Raw genomic sequence first — 16,284 nt, 5'->3', positions numbered from 1 at the left:
CCTAGTCCCGCTGCGAAGGTCGCAGGCCGGCGGCGTTCTGCTCGTCCACCGACCGGTACCTCGTCACCTGCGCGTGACCGTCCTGCGCGTCCTGGCCGAGCATCCTGATTCTTTGCTGGACATAGCGAAAAGTCTCGGTCGCGCTCGGCTTGTAGGCGTTCCAGAAACTCTCGCCCGCCTTACCGTTTCCCAAGGTCATTTCCTGTTCGAGAACCTGGCGCACGGCGGGCAGTCCGTCGGTGAAAGTCTGGTGAATCGCGTCCAGTGCGTGAAAGACCCGCTCGGTCGCATCGGGATACATGTCCATGAGGCCGTCGGGGTTGTTGACGATGCCCTTTTCCTCCGGCGGTGCCATCAGCGATCCCTCCCCGCGACCTGCCGGTCGAGTTCGTGCAACAGCGGATCGGCCCGGAAATCGGCCGTGTCCGGCTGTGCCCCGGGCGGCAGGAATCGCGCCAGAATCCCGAAAGTCTCCTGCCTGGCGAGTTCCGCCGCTTCGTGCACCACCGCGGTGATCTCGGCCGCGAGCTGATCCGAATCGGGACTCCGGTAGATGCGCGCGGCCAGTCGCAGTGAGACGAGTTCGCCGGAACCGCCGACGACAGCCGTGATCAGCCCATCCTCGGACGAAGCCTCGGCCCGCACCTCGGCCGTCCGGGCCTGCGCGCTCCGGACGTCCTCCGCCATCTGCCGGTACTCGTCGTACATGTCCACGGCGTTCTCCCTTCTCGCCCAGCAAGTCTGCGGCCCGGACCGGTCCTGACGGCGGCGATGACCGGTAGCTGCCACCGCGCGACAACCCCGCGAAACCTGCCGCAGCATGGCGAGGGTGAAACGACACCGTCTGGTCTCGATCGCCGCCGTGGCCCTGCTCCTGTTCGCCGCGAGCGGCGGTGTCGCGCACGCGGCAACCCCGGCAGGCGCCTGCCGCGACGCCGTGCCCGCGCACGCGCGGATCGCGGCCCAGCCCTGGGCACAGCAGATGCTCGATCCCGACGCGGCCTGGCCGTACAGTCGCGGCGGCGGGGTGGTCGTCGCCGTCGTCGATTCCGGTGTGGACACCGACCATCCGCAGTTCAAACGGCCGGGCAAGGTGCTGGCCGGCCGCGACTTCGTGGCCGGCGCGAACCTGCCGGGCACCTTCGACTGCGACTCCCACGGCACCGCGGTGGCGAGCATCATCGCGGGCGATTCCCTGCCCGGGATAGGTTTCCACGGCATCGCCCCGGACGCGCGGATCCTGCCCGTGCGGGTCACCGAGCGGGACCTCGGAGACCAGGGGCAGACCCTGCGGATCAGCCCCCAGACGATCGGCGATGCCATCCGCTACGCGGTCGACCAGGGCGCCCGCGTGCTGAACCTGTCACTGGCCGGTACCGCCGACTTCCCCGCCATCCGGGACGCCGTCGCCTACGCCGTGGCCAGGGATGTCGTCGTCGTGGCCGCGGCGGGCAACGCGCAGCAGGACACCTCGACCGAGTTGCCCTCGTACCCGGCCGGTTACCCGGGAGTTCTGGGCGTCGGCGAGGTCGACATCGACGGAGCAAGGGCCCCCAACTCGCAGATCGGGCCCTACGTGGGCATTGTCGCACCGGGAGGCAAGGTGCTGGCCGCGACCAGAGTGGACGGTCACGCCTACGTCGAAGGAACCAGCTTCGCCACGCCTTTCGTCACCGGAACGGCCGCGCTGGTGCGAGCCGCGTGGCCACAACTGTCCGCGGCGGAGGTGATCCAGCGAATCAAGGCGACCGCGAGCCCGGCCCGCGGCGGCGAGGGCAGCGACTCCTACGGCGCGGGTCTGGTGAACCCGTATCGCGCGGTCACCGATGGAATGAACGTCGGCCCGCCGGCCGCGGTCCCGGAATTCCGGCCCGCACCGGTGGACCAAGCCGCGCTCGACCACGCGAAATGGCTGAACGACGTCGAAAACAACGCGGGCTGGCTGACCCTGGCTGTGCTCGGGGCCATCGTGCTGGCCGTATTGACCGTTCTTGCCCTGCGTCGCGGCCGTCGACGTGGCTGGGAACCCGGCCGGGCCCCGTCCCTGGCAGCGGAACCGGCCGTAAACGAGCCACCCGAACAGATTTTCCTCATCCCCAAATCCTGAGGGGCTGCCCGGCGAAGCGCGGACCGGCTGCGCGTGTTCCCTTACAGACGCTGACAGGCAAAAAAGCGCGCCCCGCACGAGTGCGGGGCGCGCCTTGACGCGACCGGCGAACTACGCGTGCCACATCGCCGCGCAGTTCTGCACGCAGTCCCGCGACCGGTCCAGCGCGTCCACGGTGGCCCCGCGGAACGCGGACACCTGGTCGTTCAACTCGCCCGACGCCTTGAAGTGCGTGCCGAGGCGCGCTTCCATCGACTCGCCGTCGACGCCCGTGAAGAACGCCGCGTGGGCGTCCTTCGCGTGCTGGTACACCTCGGCGTAAGCCCCGGAGTCGAGGCCGACGGTGTGGCCCATGGCGTCGATCTGGCCCTGCACAGGCTCGAAATGCATCAGGATCTGACCATCAGCGGACATGTCTTTCTCCCCTTATCTCTCGCTGGATGTTTCTCAGGTGTTGATCGCCGCGGAGATGGCCCCGCCGTCGACGTGGAAACCACCCGCGGCCCCGAGGACGCGGCCGTTGTCGGAATCGGTGTCGAAGTACTTGTTCGACGACGTCACCATGGTGTCGGCGAGGTTGTCACCGGTGGTGGTCAGCCGCCTGCTCTGGCCGAACCGTTCCGGCTCGATGCTCTGGAAGGTCTGGCCGGCCTGGCCTTTCCACATCGCCTCCAGAGCGGTGTTTCCGCCGTTGAGCCGGGCGTTCCGGCCCGCGACCTCTTCGTGGGACTGACGCCAGTTGTTGGCGGTGCGGCGCATCGCATCGACATCGCCGTGCATGCGGTCGTAACCCGACATAGAGCCCTCCATTCCGTTCCCGTGCGAAGCATTACCCTGCCGACGCTAGAGCGAGCGAACCCCCGGAACGGCCGCACGGCACGTTCCTGCCAAGGCCGCCACAGCGCGCCCACGCGGCTCCACGATGGGCACCATGGCGACTGTCCTGGTGAAGCGGCCGGCTCGTAAACCGGCGCCGGAAATGCCCGCGGGCGAGCTGATGCTGCAACCGCCGCCGGCCATTCCGGCGCCCCCGGGCAGGCAGTGGGCGCAGGTGTTCACCGTGCTGCCGATGCTGGCCATGATGGCGTCGATGCTGCTGCTGTATTCGGGCAGCATGGCCGGGTCCATCCGGTTCGTCATCTACGGTCTGATGGGCGTCGGCATGCTCGGCATGGTCATCACGGGTTTCCTGCAGAGTGGTGGCCCGAGCAAACGGGAAATGGGGCACGCCAGGCGAAAGTACCTGCGCCACCTGTCGCAGCACCGGGTCCGGCTGCGCCGTGCGGTGCGCCGCCAGCGCACCACAATGGACTACCTGCACCCGGAACCCGGGGTGCTGTGGTCGCTCGCCGCGAGCTACCGGCTGTGGGAGCGCCGCAAGGAGGACGGGGACTTCGCCGTCGCGCGCATCGGCCGCGGCCCGCAGAGCCCGGCGTTGAGCCTGGTCGCGCCGGACACATTGCCGTTGGAGGAGCTGGAACCGTTGTCCGCCTTGGCGTTGCGCCGGTTCCTCGTCACGCACAGCACCGTCGGCGATCTGCCGCTGGCCATCGCCGTCAACGGGTTCAGCCGGATCCATCTCGTCGGGGACCGTGCGGCGACGCTGGGCCTGTTGCGCGCGGTGCTTGCCCAGCTCGCCACCTTCCAGTCGCCCGACGACCTGCGCATCGCCGCCTGCACGAGCGAACATCGCCGTATCGACTGGGAATGGGTGAAATGGCTTCCGCACGCCCAGCACCCGGAGCGCTCGGACGCGCTCGGCCCGCTGCGGCTGGTCGCGCCGACCATCTCCGCGCTGGAGTCGATGCTGGAAGAGGAACTCCGTTCGCGGCCGAGGTTCGATCCCGATGACCAGGTCCGTGTTTCCGGCCCGCACCTGGTGGTCGTCCTGGACGGCGGTGTGGTCGCCGGGTCCGATCACCTGATGACCGGTGGGGGAGTCGAGGGCGTGACCGTCATCGATCTGACCACCACGCCACCGCGCACCCCGGACCGGTCCGCGGTCGTGCTCATGGTCGGCGAGGACGGCACGCTGACCAACCTGGGCGCCGACGGCGACGCGCCGCTCGGTCAGGCGGACTTCCTCGGTCTCCTCGCCGCGGAGGGCCTGGCCCGGCAGCTCGCGCCGCTGCGGCTGACCGCCGGGATCCGCGACGCGCCGATGAGCTCGGAGCTGGGCCTCGCGGATCTGCTGGAGCTGGGCGATCCCTACGACCTCGACCCGGACGACACGTGGGTGCCGCGGCCGAACCGTGACCGGCTCCGGATCCGGTTCGGCATCCAGTCCGACGGCACCCCCATCGACCTGGATCTCAAGGAATCCGCCCAGGACGGTATGGGGCCCCACGGTTTGCTGATCGGCGCCACCGGTTCCGGCAAATCGGAGCTGCTGCGGACGCTGGTGCTGGCGCTCGCGGTCACACACCCGCCCAGCTCGCTGAACTTCGCACTGATCGACTTCAAGGGAGGCGCGACCTTCACCCGGCTGGACAAGCTGCCGCACACCAGCGCGGTGATCACCAACCTGGCCGAGGAGCTGCATCTGGTCGACCGGATGACCGACGCGATCAACGGCGAGCTGATCCGGCGGCAGGAGCTGTTGCGGGCGGCCGGAAACTTCTCCTCCCTGCGCGACTACGAAAAGGCCCGCCAGGCCGGTGCGCCACTGCCCGAGGTGCCGACCCTGCTGGTCATCTGCGACGAGTTCTCCGAGTTGCTGTCCGCCAAACCGGACTTCATCGACATGTTCGTCCAAATCGGACGGTTGGGCCGGTCACTCGGCGTGCACCTGCTGCTCGCCTCGCAGCGGCTGGACGAGGGCAGGTTGCGCGGGCTGGAGGGCCACCTGTCGTACCGGATCGGTCTGCGGACCTTCTCCGAGATGGAAAGCCGCGCGGTGCTCGGCGTGCCCGACGCGTTCAAACTGCCCAGGGCACCGGGAAACGGCTTCCTCAAGGTCGGGACCGATCCCATGGTGCGGTTCCGCTCCGCCTACGTATCCGGTGTGCACCAGCGGATCGTCCCGGCCGGGGCGGCCGTCGCCTCCCAGGAGAACCTGGTACTCAACGAATACACGACCGCCTACCTGGCTCCCGCGCTCGATGCCGGCGACGCGGAACCCGAGCAGCGGGAGTCCGACTCCGTGGTGGGTGACACGCTGCTCGACATCATGGTCGACCGTTTGGTCGATCGCGGCACCCCGGCGCACCAGGTCTGGCTGCCGCCGCTGGACGAATCGCCGTCCCTGGACCGGCTCCTGCCCGAACTGGTCCGGCACCGTGAACGCGGACTGACCGCGAACTCCACCGAACTGGCCGGTTCGTTGCGCCCGGTGCTCGGAATCGTGGACCGGCCGTTCGAACAGCGGCGCGATCCGTTGACCCTGGACCTCTCCGGCGCGGCCGGGCACGTCGTGGTGGTCGGCGGTCCCCGCACCGGCAAGAGCACCACGTTGCGCACGCTCATCTCGAGCCTCGCGCTCACCCACACCCCGCGTGAGGTGCAGTTCTACTGCCTCGATTTCGGCGGCGGATCCCTGGCCCCGTTGGCGGGCCTGCCGCACGTCGCCGGGGTGTCCGGGCGTCTGGACACCGGGGCGGTCCGCCGTACGGTCGCCGAAGTGGCCACGATGCTCGAACAGCGTGAGCGCCGGTTCGCCGAGCACAAGATCGACAGCATGGCCACCTACCGGAAACTGAAGGCGGCGGGCGAGTTCGCCGATGATCCGCACGGCGACGTGTTCCTCGTCATCGACGGCTGGCTGACCCTGCGCAACGACTTCGACGTGCAGGAGGACCAGGTCAGCGACATCGCCGCGCGCGGACTCGCCTACGGCGTGCACGTGGTCGCGAGCTGTTCGCGGTCCTTCGACCTGCGGATGAACATCCGGGACCTGTTCACCAGCAGGATAGAGCTGAAGATCAGCGACCCCATCGACTCGCTCATCGACCGGCGCGCCGCCATGGGCGTGCCCGCGGAGAAGCCGGGGCGCGGGCTGTCGATGAGCAAGCACCAGATGCTGATCGCGCTGCCGCGTATCGACGGTGGTCAGGACACGGACGACCTGGCCACCGGGATCAACGGTATGGTCGGGAAAATCGCCGCGTCGTGGCCAGGCGACCATGCGCCTTCGGTGCGGTTGCTGCCCGGTTTGTTCCCGTATCACGAACTTCCGGCCAAGGACACGCTTTCCGGGCCGGACGCGGGGCTGTCCATCGGCATCCACGAACACGACCTGTCCCCGGTGCGGCTCAATTTCGCCACGGATCCCCATTTCTTCGCGCTGGCCGATACCGAGAGTGGCAAGACGTCCTTCCTGCGCGTGCTGGCGCGCCGGATCTGCGAGACCTACACGCCGGACCAGGCCAAGATAGTGCTCATCGACCACCGCAGGTCGCTGCTCGGCGAGGTCCCCGGCGAATACCTGATCGGCGCGGGTGGCAACGACGCCCACAGCATCGAGCTGATGAACGAGGTCGTCACCGCGATTTCCCAGCGCCTGCCCGGACCGGACGTCACGCCGGACCAGTTGCGTGCCCGGAGCTGGTGGCAGGGGCCGGAGATCTTCGTGCTCGTCGACGACTACGACATGGTGGCCACGCACAAGGACCACCCGCTCATGCCACTGTTCCCGCTGGCCGCGCAGGCCTCGGACATCGGCCTGCGCGTGGTGCTCGCCCGGCGATCCGGTGGCGCGGGCAAGGGGCTGTTCGAACCGGTGCTGGGCCGCCTGCGCGAGGTCGGCGCGAGCGGCCTGATGATGTCCGGCGACCGTGACGAGGGCCCGCTGCTGGGCGGAATGCGTGCGCAGGTGCTGCCGCCCGGCCGCGGCTGGCTGGTCGACCGGCGTGGCACCAGGAGCCTGGTACAGCTCGCGTGGCTGCCGCCGCGCGAGTGAGCCCGTGGCCGGTTCCTGTCGTCGCCCGCCACGCGGGCCCACGCCGTGTTTGAGTGGTCAGGACAACGAGTTGGGAGTAGCTGATGGCACCACCATCCAAAATGGACGGCATCCCCGGCTCGATGCTGCGGTTCGCCGAGCTCGCGGACCAGCTGGCGTGCGCCGAGGTGAAGCCCGAGGTGACCGGCCGGGGCAACAGCCATTGCGGCAGTGGGGTGAACGGGCACGACGACGCGATCGACGCCGACAACAAGACCACCACGCTGCTGTACGAGTTCATCACGCGGTTCAAGGAGACGGCGACCGCGCTGAGCACCTTCGCCCGCTACGCCGCCCACAACTACGACTTCACCGACCAGGTCAACAAGGCCGCGTTCGACGCGTTCACCAAGACCGAGTTCGACAAGATGAAAGGCGATGGCCTGCCCGACGTCCTGCCCGCGCTGAGTTCCCCGGAAAGCCGGTAGGGAAGCGGACATGGCCGACTATGGGAAGCTTTCCGTTGAGGATCTCCGCGCGATGATGGTGGAGGAAGCGGACCGGCACGCGCCGATGCTCGACTCCGCGGCCGCGATGTGGAAGTCCGGCCGGGGCTGGCTGAGCTCGCAGGCTCACACGCTGAAGGCGATGCAGCGTGACCTCGCCGACGCCTGGGGCGACGTCGCGGGCACCCTGTTCGGCGAGACGATCACCAAGATCATCAGTATCACGGTGTCGTGGACCGACGAAGGCATGACCTCTCCGGGGTCGGGTGCCCCCGCGGCTACCGGGACCACCACGGACGACCTTCACGCCGGGATCACTTCGCTGGCCCAGGGAATCCGCAACGTGCGCCACGCGGCGGACAGCGAGGTGGAAAGGCTTCCCGCCAACGCGTCCGACAAGGACCGGGCCGACGCACGAGATGCGGTCGCGTCCAAAATGAACTCGCTGATTCCCTATTACGACAACGTTGCCCTGCACATGCGCATGGCCATCGGGCGGCCGCTGAAAGAAGTGCCACTGGTCGCCCTGCCGTCGTCCAGAACGGACGGCCCGCCTCCCACTGCCGCCCCGAAGTCCAGTGGGGGTGGCGACCCGCGTTCGGCCGACCCGAGGGACGCCCCGGGCACCGGGGACCCCGCCAGCGCGCAGGATCCCAAAGGCAAGAACGGCTCCGAGGAATCGCCGCTGGAGACCGCGAAGAACGCGGTCGACGTGGCGAGCAAAGTGGTCGACCTGGCCAAGAAGACGGTCTCCGGGGCGAGTTCGATACCTGATCCGGCGAGCCTGGCCGGGAGCGCGTTCCATCCGTCGGATTTGCTCTCCGGTAGGGATCCTTCGCCGAATTCCACGCCGGATCCGGGTTTGCCGGGTCTGGCTTCGGCCGGCGGCGGCTCGGGTGGTGGTTCGGTGGGTGGCCCGATGGGTGCCGTGTCCGGTTTGGACAGTTTCTCGTCCGGTAGTGTTCCCACCTCGGCTTCCGGTACTGGGAGCAGCGTCATACCAGCAGCGGCGGGGGCGTCCACTACGGCGAGAAGTACCGGCGTAGGCGGGATTCCGCCGATGTATCCACCGCAGACGGGGGCCGGGCGCGGGTCTTCCGGTGGTGTCCGGTCAGGGGAGGCGGAACAGGTCAATGCCGTGAAGTCCCGTAAGCCCGATGACAAGGCAGGCGTGGTGTTGCCCGGTCGGGACGGTCAGGGCAGGGAAGGGCGGAGCCGCAGGGGCAAGACCGCGCGTCAAGTCTTGCCGCGGGCGCCGAAACCAAGGCCGGTCAGCGTAAGTGAGCCCGTGCTCGACGAAGAACTGTGGCGCGTCAACGCCACCGAACCCGGTTACCGATCCGACCGGAACTAGGCGGATACGGTTCGTGGCCGAGAAGCTTGCGGACACCCGTTTCCGCTGTCGGCCGCGGCCGGATCTGCGACGAACAGCACAGCACCGCACCTAAGGAGGGGGCGTTATGTCCGCGTCGTTCATCGACGGAAATCCCGAATCCATGGCCACCTGTTCTTCGCGGACGCAGGCGCCCCCGCGGCCGCCGTCACTGAGCGGCAAACTGGCCGCGCCGGTCAGCCTCGGCGGCACGGTGGAGGGGATCCTGTACGGCGTGCTGGACAAGGCCGTCAGCGGCTTGATCTCGGCGTTCATCGCGAACGCCAGCGAAGACATGACGACGATCTCGGCGAAGGTCAAGGCCGCCGCCGCGCGGTACAAGGCCACGGACCTGATCAACGGTATCGAGTTGGGCACCTCCACGGTGAAGCTGGCGGAGAAGAGCATCGGGCTGGCGAAGACGTTGTCCGGCAGCGGTTCCAGCGGCTCCGGTGGTTCGGGCGGCTCCGGCGGCTCGGGCGGCTCCGGTGGCGCCACCAGCGGGAGCACCGGCACGGCGTCCGGCGCGACCCCGAACTGCACGGCAACGGCCGGAGGGCATTCCGCGGCCGCCCCGCAGCCGATCGTCCACAAAGGAGTAAAGGCGTGATTCCCTACAACCTGCTGCCGATCGAGGCACATGTGTGGATGATCCAGGCCGAGCAGGCCCGGATTCCGGTGCTGCTCAGCGCGGCCCAGATGTTCCATGAGGCGCACGCCTGGACCCAGGAGGCGGCCACCCAACTCCAGACCCAGGCGGGCAACCTGAGCCCGGACTGGAAGGACATGGCCGCGGATTCGTTCCAGGCCAAGACCGGCCGGTCCATCGCCGACCTGAAGATGTGGGGCGATCGGATCGCGGGCTCCCGGGTGACCTCGCAGCTCACCACGCTGGCCGGGACGCTGCCCGAGGCGCTGGCCACCGTGCTCGGGCTGTACGGGGAATACCAGGCGTTGACGTCGAACATCTTCACCGCGGGAGCCGCGTTCCCGGTTTGGCAGGCATCCGCGACCCGGATGAACAAGCTGGCGGCGCAGTACGAGACCACCATGCTGGCCGTGTGTGGGGCGGCCGGGGTGACGAACCCGGGCGACCTGATCCCGAACTTCACCATTTCCTCGGCCGACGCGGTGAAGAGCGCGAACGCGGCGGTGGATTTCCTGACCGAGGTGCAGAGTCTGGCTCAGTCGGTGGGCGGCGGCAGCGGGGGCCTGGGGAGTTCGGCGAACCTGAGCGGGCTGAACCTGCCGTCACCGGTCGGCTTCAACCCGCAGGACTGGGCGGCGTGGCAAGGCCCGTCGCTGGCCGGGTTGGACGCGAACTCGCTGACGGCTGGTGCCTCGGGCGGTGTACCGGGCCTGCCTTCGGCGGGTTCGGCTCCGGGGGCGAGCCTGCCGTCGGGCGCGGTTGGCTTGGTGGGTGGCGGCCTCGGCGGTATCCCGGGCCTGGGCGGTGCCTCGGCGAGGCGGACCACGTCGTCGGAGCCGGAGATCCGGCCGGGCGCGGCGTCGTCGAAGACCTCGGGAGGCGGCGCGGTGCCCCCGATGATGCCGGGAAGCGCGGGGACCGGTGGCGCGGGAACCCTGCGTCCGGGCGCGGCGGAGGACTCGAACGGCCGGTCCGAGGGCGGCCGCCGCCACGCGACGGCGATCGACGGCGTCACGGCAGGACTCCGCGGCCGGGCCGGGGCCACCGACGGCTTCGCCCTGCCCCGCGGGCGGCGAGGCGAATCGGACACGGGCACGGTGGAGCTCATCGAAGCCACGTGATCGCCTCGGTGGAAGCGGTTTCCCCGGTGTGATCCTCGACGCCGGGGAAACCGCTCCGCCCGGCTGAACGACTCCCTACCCTGGGAGGGTGATCGGCAAGCGGCGGTGGCCCTACCTGACCGGCGCGGCCGTGGTGCTGGCCGCCGTCGTGGTGTTCCTTCTGGTCCAGCCCGGGCAGCCGGATCTGGTGCCGGTCACGCCGGTCACCACGGGCGCGCCGACCATCGCCGGGCAGCTCACCATGGCCCAGTCGGGCCCGACGGAGACGGCGCGCGTCACGATCAGCGCGGACCGGCCGGTCACGTTGCGCGCGCTCACCGTCAAGGTCCGCGACGAGGCCGGGATCTACCACGACTTCCCCGCCCAGGAGAACGTCGGCCTCGCCACGACGCCGCGGGAACTCGTCTTCAACCGCGCCCGGCTCGATGCCGGGGTCTACACCTACTACCTGGCCTACCAGCTCGACGCGGACTGGGTCAGCCTCCCGCCCTGGCAGACCATCGCCGTCGGCTGAACCCCTGGGATGAAGTGTCACGCCCAAGAGTTGGAAGCGCTTACCTGCCGAGGCGCGCTCAGCGGCAACCGCAGCTCGAAGATCGCCCCGCCTTCATCCGCGTTGTAGACCGACAGGGTGCCGCCGTGGGCCTGGGCCACCCAGCGAACGATCGACAGCCCCAGGCCCGATGATCCACCGGTACTGCTGAACCGGTCGAACGTCTCGGCCGCCGCCTCCGGGTCGATGCCGGGACCGTGGTCGGCCACCGTCACCGCGCCACCGGCGACCGTGATGTGCACGATCGCCTGCGCGCCCGGCTGCCGCCCGTATTTCACCGCGTTGTCCAGCAGGTTCCCGATCGCGCGCTGGACCAGTGCCGGGTCGGCGTCCACCGTGGTCGGGGCCGTCGTCAGGGTGATGTCCGCGTCCCTGGTCCGCGCCTCCTCGACCACCGCGGCCACCAGCTGGTCCAGGAACACCGGCTGGATCGACAACTGCTCGACACCCGCCGCGAGCCGGGCCCGCACCAGCAGGTCGTCGATGATCCCGCCCATCCGCGCGGCCAGCCGGACCGTGCGGGGCAGCAGCTCCGCGGACAGCTCCGGGTTGTTCTGCGCCGCCTCGGCCAGCGCGCGCAGCGCGGCGACCGGCGTCCGCAGGTCGTGCGCCGTCTCGGCGAGCAGCACCTCCTGCTGCTCCAGCGCCGCCGCGGCCGGGCGGATCGACCGGCCGGACAGCACGTGGCCCGCGAACCCGAGCACGGTGATCAGGATGACGCTGCCGCCGGTCACCCACAGCACCAGTTCGGTGTGCTGCTGCCGCTGCGGCCCGGTGTCGGCGACCGCGACCACAGCCCCGAGGTACTTCCCGCCGCGGTTCAGCAGAGGCTCCGCGAACACCCGGACGAGTGAGCCGTCGGTGCCCCGTTGGTAGCCGGAGAACGACTTACCGGTCTGCACCGCGCTCGCCGCGAGCCCGTTGAGCACGCCGGTGTCCATCGGCACGCAGATCCGCCGGGACAAATGCGCCTGAAACGCCGGCGCGGCACCGGGCATGATCGCGAACTGCGGGCAGCCGGAATCCAGCACGTCGGTGTTGACCAGGCTGAAGTCGATCGTCTTGTCGAAGCCGACCAGCCTGCTCACCGACGACGTGACCCGGTTCAGGTCGCCGTCGATCCGCGCCTCGCCCTCCTTGCCGTCCTTGTCGATGACGAACCACGCGAGCGGTACGAGCGCCAGCGCGCTCATCGCCGTGAACAGCGCGGTCAGCCCCCAGCGCAGGCCGCGCAACCGGTCGGCCGACGAGCGGCTCGTGCTTGTCATCGAATCCTCATGTGTGCCGACGGAAGGTAGGCGCATGCAGTTTTACGTACTCGGCCCGATCGAGGTGCGCACACCGCACGGAGCACTCCTCGAGACAAGGGCCACGAAGCCCGCCGCGCTGCTGGCCGTATTGCTCCTGCACGCTAACGCCTGGGTGAGCATAGATCAGCTGATCGACGGAATCTGGCATGAACAGGCCGTCCCCGCCTCCGCCGTGCGCAACCTGCGCAGTTATGTCTGCCGGCTCCGCCGCGAGCTCGGCGACCGGCTGGAAGGCGGCCCCGGCGGCTACCGGATCCGGGTGCTGCCCGGCGAACTGGACACCGACCGGCTCGAGACGCTCGCCTCGTCCGCCAGGGCGGCGATGGCCGAGGGCGCCCACGCGGTCGCCGCCGAAAAACTGTCGGCCGCGCTGGCACTGTGGCGTGGCAAATCGTTCGACGGGTTCACCTTCGCCGCCGCCACCGCGTCCACTTTGGACGAAAGACGGTGCGAGCTGACCTGCCTGCTGGCCGAGGCCCACCTCGCGCTCGGTCGGGTCGCCGAGGCGATCGCCCCGCTGCGCGACCTCACCGAGCACGACCCGCTCAGCGAACGCGCTTGGGCACGGCTCGTCCGCGCCCTGCACCAAGCCGGTAAACCGGCCGAGGCGCTCGCCGCCTATGACCGGGCCAAGGCCCTGCTACTCCGCGAACTCGACGTCGAGCCAGGCCCGGAACTCGTCGCGGCGCAACGGAAAGTGCTCGGTAATCGGGCACTCGGCCTGGTGCCCGGCAGCGGCACCGGGATCGACGCGCTGCTGGTCTCGGCCGCTCGCGAGGTCCTGGTCATGAGCGCCGGTGCGAACTCATGGCCGCTGGAGGCGATCCGCCGTATCGGCCGCGGGAACCTCCGGCACGGCGTGCGGTACCGGGTGTTGTGCCCGGACGCCGTCCGCCTGTCCGGCGCGCTGAACAGCCTGTCGCTGGCCGGGGCGGACGTACGGACCGACGCGGAGGTTCCCATGGAGGCGCTCGTGATCGACGGGACGGCCGTCGTCCTGCCGGCGGACGGCTCCACGGGCGCGACGATCTTCCGCTCGCCCGGTGTCGTCACCGCGACGGCGGGCCTGTTCGAGCGGGTCTGGCAGGCCGCCGTCCCGCTGATCCCGGCGGAGCTGCCCCCGGCCGAGGAGGTGCTGACCCACCGCGAGCGCGATCTGCTGGCCCTGCTCTGCTCCGGCAGCACGGACGAGTCGGCCGCGGCCAAGCTCGGCATCTCGGTCCGCACCGTCCGGCGGATGGTCGCCGACATCATGAACCGCCTCGGCGCCCGGAGCCGGTTCCAGGCCGGCGTCAAGGCGGTCGACCGGGGCTGGCTGATGGAGAAGGCGAGCTGATGGACACCTCCGTATCCGGCCGGACGCTGCTGGTCGCGGACCGGCCCGGCGCCTATCCGACGATCGGGCACGCGCTCGCCGACGCGGGCGACGGCACGGTCGTCACCATCGCCGACGGCACCTACCGCGAGACCCTGGAACTCACGGCGCTGCGAGTGACGCTGGCCGCGGCGGGCGGCGCGAAGGTCGTCATCGACGGCAGCGGCGCGGACCGGCCCGTCCTCCACACCGACAAGGGATCCCTTACCCTGCAAGGAATCGTGGTCCGCGCGGGCGACGCCGCCGCGATCGCGGTCGACGAGGCGGCGTTCACCGCGCGAGGCTGCACGATCACCGGCGGCCGTGGGCCCGCGATCGGCATCCGTGGTTCGTCGGCGTTCGAGGTGACGGGCTGCACGATCACCGCGGCCGAACAGGGCGTGTCCGTCGAAGGCGCGGGCGGGCTGCTGGAGGACACCGTGATCGAGGACGTGACCGGCGACGGCATCGTCGTCGGAATGGGTGCGGACCCGGTCATCCGGAACTGCACCGTGACCGGCTGCGGATTGCGCGGAATCTACGTTTACCAGTACGGACGGCCGGTCATCGAGGGCTGCGACATCTCGCACACCGGCCGCGAAGGAATCGCCGTGGCGCACCACAGCGCGCCGGTGCTGCGGCACTGTTCGGTGCGGGACGCAAGGGGTGTCGGCATCGCGTTCGCGTCCGGCTGTGAGGGCACAGTCCAAGCGTGCCAGGTGGACAACACGGCCGAACCGGGCATCGCGCTGGCGGACGGAGCGACGCCGACGGTGATCGCCGACGCCGGCCCGGTCGGCGCGACCGGACGCGGTGGACAGGAACTGGACGAACTGCTCGCCGAACTCGACGCCATGATCGGCCTCCCCGGGGTCAAAGCCGACGTGCGCGCGTTGATCGACGAGCTGCAGGTGAACGAGTGGCGCCGCAACGCCGGGCTGCCGGTCGGTGCGGCGAGTCACCACCTGATCTTCATCGGCGCGCCCGGCACCGGAAAGACCACCGTGGCACGGATTTACGGCAGGCTGTTGCGCGCACTGGGAGTGCTGCCGCGCGGCCAGTTCCGCGAGGTGTCGCGGCGGGACCTGGTCGGCCAGTTCATCGGCCATACCGTCGAGAAGACGGCGAAGTTGTTCGAGGAGGCGCTCGGCGGGGTGCTGTTCATCGACGAGGCGTACACCCTTTTCCGCGAAGGCACCTCGGATGGTGACTTCGGCAAGGAAGCGATCGACACCCTGGTGAAACTGATGGAGGATCACCGCGACGAGATCGCGGTGATCGTGGCCGGGTACACGGAGGAGATGAGCAGGTTCCTGTCCGCGAATCCCGGGCTCACCTCCCGGTTCGGCAAGCGGGTCGAGTTCGAGGACTACAGCCCGGCCGAGCTCGCGGGCATCATCCGCCGGATGGTCGCGGCGGAGTCCTACGAGCTGGAGCACTCCGCCGACGACGAGTTGATGGCCTACTTCGGGCGTATCGCGGGAGAAGCGGACTTCGGCAACGCCCGGGACGCGCGCCGGCTGTTCGAAGGCTTGCGGCAGGCACAGTCCCAGCGGCTGCGCAAACTCGGCCGGATCCCGGCTGTCGACGAGCTGCGCGCCCTGCACCTCGCCGACGTGCGGACGGCGATATGCCGCTGACCGGGACGCACCCGTGCGTTCGTGCCGGCCGGTCAGCCGGGCGGGACGAGCCGGTAGCCGACGCCACGCACGGTGTCCACGACGGGCGGCGGGCCGAGCTTGCGGCGGAGCTGCGCCATGACGACTTCGAGGACGTTCGCGGTGGGCGGCACCACCTCGTCCCAGCCCGCCGCGATCAGGTCCCCGCGCCGCACTTCCTTGCCCGCGGCGGCCATGAGTCGTTCGAGCACGGTGAACTCCTTGGCGGTCAGGGTGAGCAGCGTGCCGCCACGCCGGACCTGGTGGCTTCCGGTGTCCAGTTCGATGTCGTGCCAGCGCAGCACCGGTGGCGCCGCCGTCCGGTCGCGCCGGCACAGGCTGCGCACGCGCATGATCAGTTCACCCATCGCGAACGGTTTGGCGAGGTAGTCATCACCCCATTCCAGCCCGTCGACGCGGTCGGCCAGCCTGTCGCGCGCCGTCAGGAACAGCACGGGGACCAGCCAGCCGGACCGGCGCAGGCCCTCGACGTAGCGGAGCGCGTCACCGGAGGGCAGCATCCGGTCGAACACCGCGCAGTCGTAGGAGTTGACGAACCGGGCCTCGTCGGCCTCCGGTAGGTCCGAGGCGACGTCGACGGCGAAACCCGCGCCGCGCAACGACACTTCCAGGGCAAGTCTCAGATTCTCGTCGTCCTCGGTGATCAGCACTCGCACCGCGCCACGGTAGCGCCTGACCGGGACGCGTTAGGGTCGGACGGCTTAGTACTGCAACGGCACTCGCTTGCTCCGTAGTGGATCATGGCGTCGTGGTGGTT

General features: G+C 69.7%; 15 protein-coding genes. 9 read left to right on the top strand and 6 right to left on the bottom strand.

Annotation, left to right across the window (positions count from 1 at the left end; translation table 11 throughout):
* Position 1 precedes the first annotated feature (1 nt).
* Both ACFSXZ_RS00075 and ACFSXZ_RS00070 read right to left on the bottom strand, forming a co-directional pair.
* On the bottom strand, positions 2 to 355 hold the full coding sequence (locus ACFSXZ_RS00075; RefSeq protein ID WP_378259873.1) for a hypothetical protein: 354 nt from the start codon (positions 353 to 355) through the stop codon (positions 2 to 4).
* The gene (locus ACFSXZ_RS00070; RefSeq protein ID WP_378259996.1) at positions 355 to 708 is read right to left on the bottom strand and encodes a YbaB/EbfC family nucleoid-associated protein; all 354 of its coding nucleotides are present in this window, start codon (positions 706 to 708) and stop codon (positions 355 to 357) included. The genes ACFSXZ_RS00075 and ACFSXZ_RS00070 overlap by 1 nt, the downstream gene beginning before the upstream one ends.
* Before the next feature lie 112 nt (positions 709 to 820).
* Between ACFSXZ_RS00070 and mycP the strand changes: the two genes are divergently transcribed.
* A complete protein-coding gene (mycP, locus tag ACFSXZ_RS00065) occupies positions 821 to 2,107 on the top strand; it encodes a type VII secretion-associated serine protease mycosin (protein ID WP_378259871.1) in 1,287 nt (428 codons plus the stop codon).
* A 111-nt stretch (positions 2,108 to 2,218) separates the two neighbouring features.
* Here mycP and ACFSXZ_RS00060 read toward each other — a convergent pair whose 3' ends face one another.
* Together ACFSXZ_RS00060 and ACFSXZ_RS00055 are read right to left on the bottom strand one after the other, a co-directional pair.
* Positions 2,219 to 2,521, bottom strand: coding sequence for a hypothetical protein (locus ACFSXZ_RS00060; protein WP_378259869.1), 303 nt, complete (start codon positions 2,519 to 2,521; stop codon positions 2,219 to 2,221).
* Positions 2,522 to 2,554: 33 nt separating this feature from the next.
* Positions 2,555 to 2,905, bottom strand: a complete 351-nt coding sequence (locus tag ACFSXZ_RS00055; protein ID WP_378259867.1) for a WXG100 family type VII secretion target — start codon at positions 2,903 to 2,905, stop codon at positions 2,555 to 2,557.
* A 133-nt stretch (positions 2,906 to 3,038) separates the two neighbouring features.
* Between ACFSXZ_RS00055 and eccCa the strand changes: the two genes are divergently transcribed.
* The 6 genes from eccCa to ACFSXZ_RS00025 all read left to right on the top strand — a co-directional run bounded on the left by eccCa (position 3,039) and on the right by ACFSXZ_RS00025 (position 11,145).
* Positions 3,039 to 7,004 (top strand): type VII secretion protein EccCa, encoded by a 3,966-nt coding sequence (gene eccCa / locus ACFSXZ_RS00050; RefSeq protein WP_378259865.1) that lies wholly within the window; start codon positions 3,039 to 3,041, stop codon positions 7,002 to 7,004.
* 83 nt (positions 7,005 to 7,087) lie between these two features.
* Positions 7,088 to 7,471: a hypothetical protein gene (locus tag ACFSXZ_RS00045; RefSeq protein WP_378259863.1), complete on the top strand. Its 384-nt coding sequence runs from the start codon at positions 7,088 to 7,090 to the stop codon at positions 7,469 to 7,471.
* Positions 7,472 to 7,481: 10 nt separating this feature from the next.
* Complete coding sequence (locus ACFSXZ_RS00040) at positions 7,482 to 8,843, top strand: hypothetical protein (protein ID WP_378259861.1); 1,362 nt, start codon at positions 7,482 to 7,484, stop codon at positions 8,841 to 8,843.
* Between the two features lie 106 nt (positions 8,844 to 8,949).
* Positions 8,950 to 9,471, top strand: coding sequence for a hypothetical protein (locus tag ACFSXZ_RS00035; RefSeq protein WP_378259859.1), 522 nt, complete (start codon positions 8,950 to 8,952; stop codon positions 9,469 to 9,471).
* Positions 9,468 to 10,631 carry a hypothetical protein gene (locus tag ACFSXZ_RS00030; RefSeq protein WP_378259857.1) on the top strand — a complete coding sequence of 388 codons (1,164 nt, stop codon included), beginning with the start codon at positions 9,468 to 9,470 and terminating at the stop codon, positions 10,629 to 10,631. Before ACFSXZ_RS00035 ends, ACFSXZ_RS00030 begins: the two co-directional genes overlap by 4 nt.
* Before the next feature lie 88 nt (positions 10,632 to 10,719).
* Positions 10,720 to 11,145 (top strand): hypothetical protein, encoded by a 426-nt coding sequence (locus ACFSXZ_RS00025; protein ID WP_378259855.1) that lies wholly within the window; start codon positions 10,720 to 10,722, stop codon positions 11,143 to 11,145.
* Positions 11,146 to 11,162: 17 nt separating this feature from the next.
* Here ACFSXZ_RS00025 and ACFSXZ_RS00020 read toward each other — a convergent pair whose 3' ends face one another.
* Positions 11,163 to 12,452 (bottom strand): sensor histidine kinase, encoded by a 1,290-nt coding sequence (locus ACFSXZ_RS00020; protein WP_378259853.1) that lies wholly within the window; start codon positions 12,450 to 12,452, stop codon positions 11,163 to 11,165.
* Between the two features lie 34 nt (positions 12,453 to 12,486).
* Between ACFSXZ_RS00020 and ACFSXZ_RS00015 the strand changes: the two genes are divergently transcribed.
* Together ACFSXZ_RS00015 and ACFSXZ_RS00010 are read left to right on the top strand one after the other, a co-directional pair.
* Entirely contained in the window at positions 12,487 to 13,830 is a 1,344-nt protein-coding gene (locus tag ACFSXZ_RS00015) for a BTAD domain-containing putative transcriptional regulator (protein WP_378259851.1), read from the top strand.
* Positions 13,830 to 15,488, top strand: coding sequence for a right-handed parallel beta-helix repeat-containing protein (locus ACFSXZ_RS00010; RefSeq protein WP_378259849.1), 1,659 nt, complete (start codon positions 13,830 to 13,832; stop codon positions 15,486 to 15,488). Before ACFSXZ_RS00015 ends, ACFSXZ_RS00010 begins: the two co-directional genes overlap by 1 nt.
* A gap of 32 nt (positions 15,489 to 15,520) precedes the next feature.
* Here the strand turns inward: ACFSXZ_RS00010 and ACFSXZ_RS00005 are convergent, their stop codons facing one another.
* Positions 15,521 to 16,183 (bottom strand): winged helix-turn-helix domain-containing protein, encoded by a 663-nt coding sequence (locus ACFSXZ_RS00005; protein ID WP_378259847.1) that lies wholly within the window; start codon positions 16,181 to 16,183, stop codon positions 15,521 to 15,523.
* Between the last annotated feature and the right edge of the window lie 101 nt (positions 16,184 to 16,284).

It is taken from the genome of Amycolatopsis pigmentata (genome assembly GCF_042684065.1).
In the GTDB taxonomy this organism is placed as follows: Bacteria; Actinomycetota; Actinomycetes; order Mycobacteriales; family Pseudonocardiaceae; genus Amycolatopsis_E; species Amycolatopsis_E pigmentata.
Note: the sequence above shows the minus strand (reverse complement) of the source record. Positions and strands in the feature narration are given on the sequence as shown.

Coding starts and splice junctions, on each gene's coding strand:
- ACFSXZ_RS00045 (WP_378259863.1), top strand. CDS start 7,088: ATGGCACCACCATCCAAAATGGACGGCATCCCCGGCTCGATGCTGCGG.
- mycP (WP_378259871.1), top strand. CDS start 821: ATGGCGAGGGTGAAACGACACCGTCTGGTCTCGATCGCCGCCGTGGCC.
- ACFSXZ_RS00060 (WP_378259869.1), bottom strand. CDS start 2,521: ATGTCCGCTGATGGTCAGATCCTGATGCATTTCGAGCCTGTGCAGGGC.
- eccCa (WP_378259865.1), top strand. CDS start 3,039: ATGGCGACTGTCCTGGTGAAGCGGCCGGCTCGTAAACCGGCGCCGGAA.
- ACFSXZ_RS00010 (WP_378259849.1), top strand. CDS start 13,830: ATGGACACCTCCGTATCCGGCCGGACGCTGCTGGTCGCGGACCGGCCC.
- ACFSXZ_RS00035 (WP_378259859.1), top strand. CDS start 8,950: ATGTCCGCGTCGTTCATCGACGGAAATCCCGAATCCATGGCCACCTGT.
- ACFSXZ_RS00075 (WP_378259873.1), bottom strand. CDS start 355: ATGGCACCGCCGGAGGAAAAGGGCATCGTCAACAACCCCGACGGCCTC.
- ACFSXZ_RS00055 (WP_378259867.1), bottom strand. CDS start 2,905: ATGTCGGGTTACGACCGCATGCACGGCGATGTCGATGCGATGCGCCGC.
- ACFSXZ_RS00070 (WP_378259996.1), bottom strand. CDS start 708: ATGTACGACGAGTACCGGCAGATGGCGGAGGACGTCCGGAGCGCGCAG.
- ACFSXZ_RS00015 (WP_378259851.1), top strand. CDS start 12,487: ATGCAGTTTTACGTACTCGGCCCGATCGAGGTGCGCACACCGCACGGA.
- ACFSXZ_RS00020 (WP_378259853.1), bottom strand. CDS start 12,452: ATGACAAGCACGAGCCGCTCGTCGGCCGACCGGTTGCGCGGCCTGCGC.
- ACFSXZ_RS00040 (WP_378259861.1), top strand. CDS start 7,482: ATGGCCGACTATGGGAAGCTTTCCGTTGAGGATCTCCGCGCGATGATG.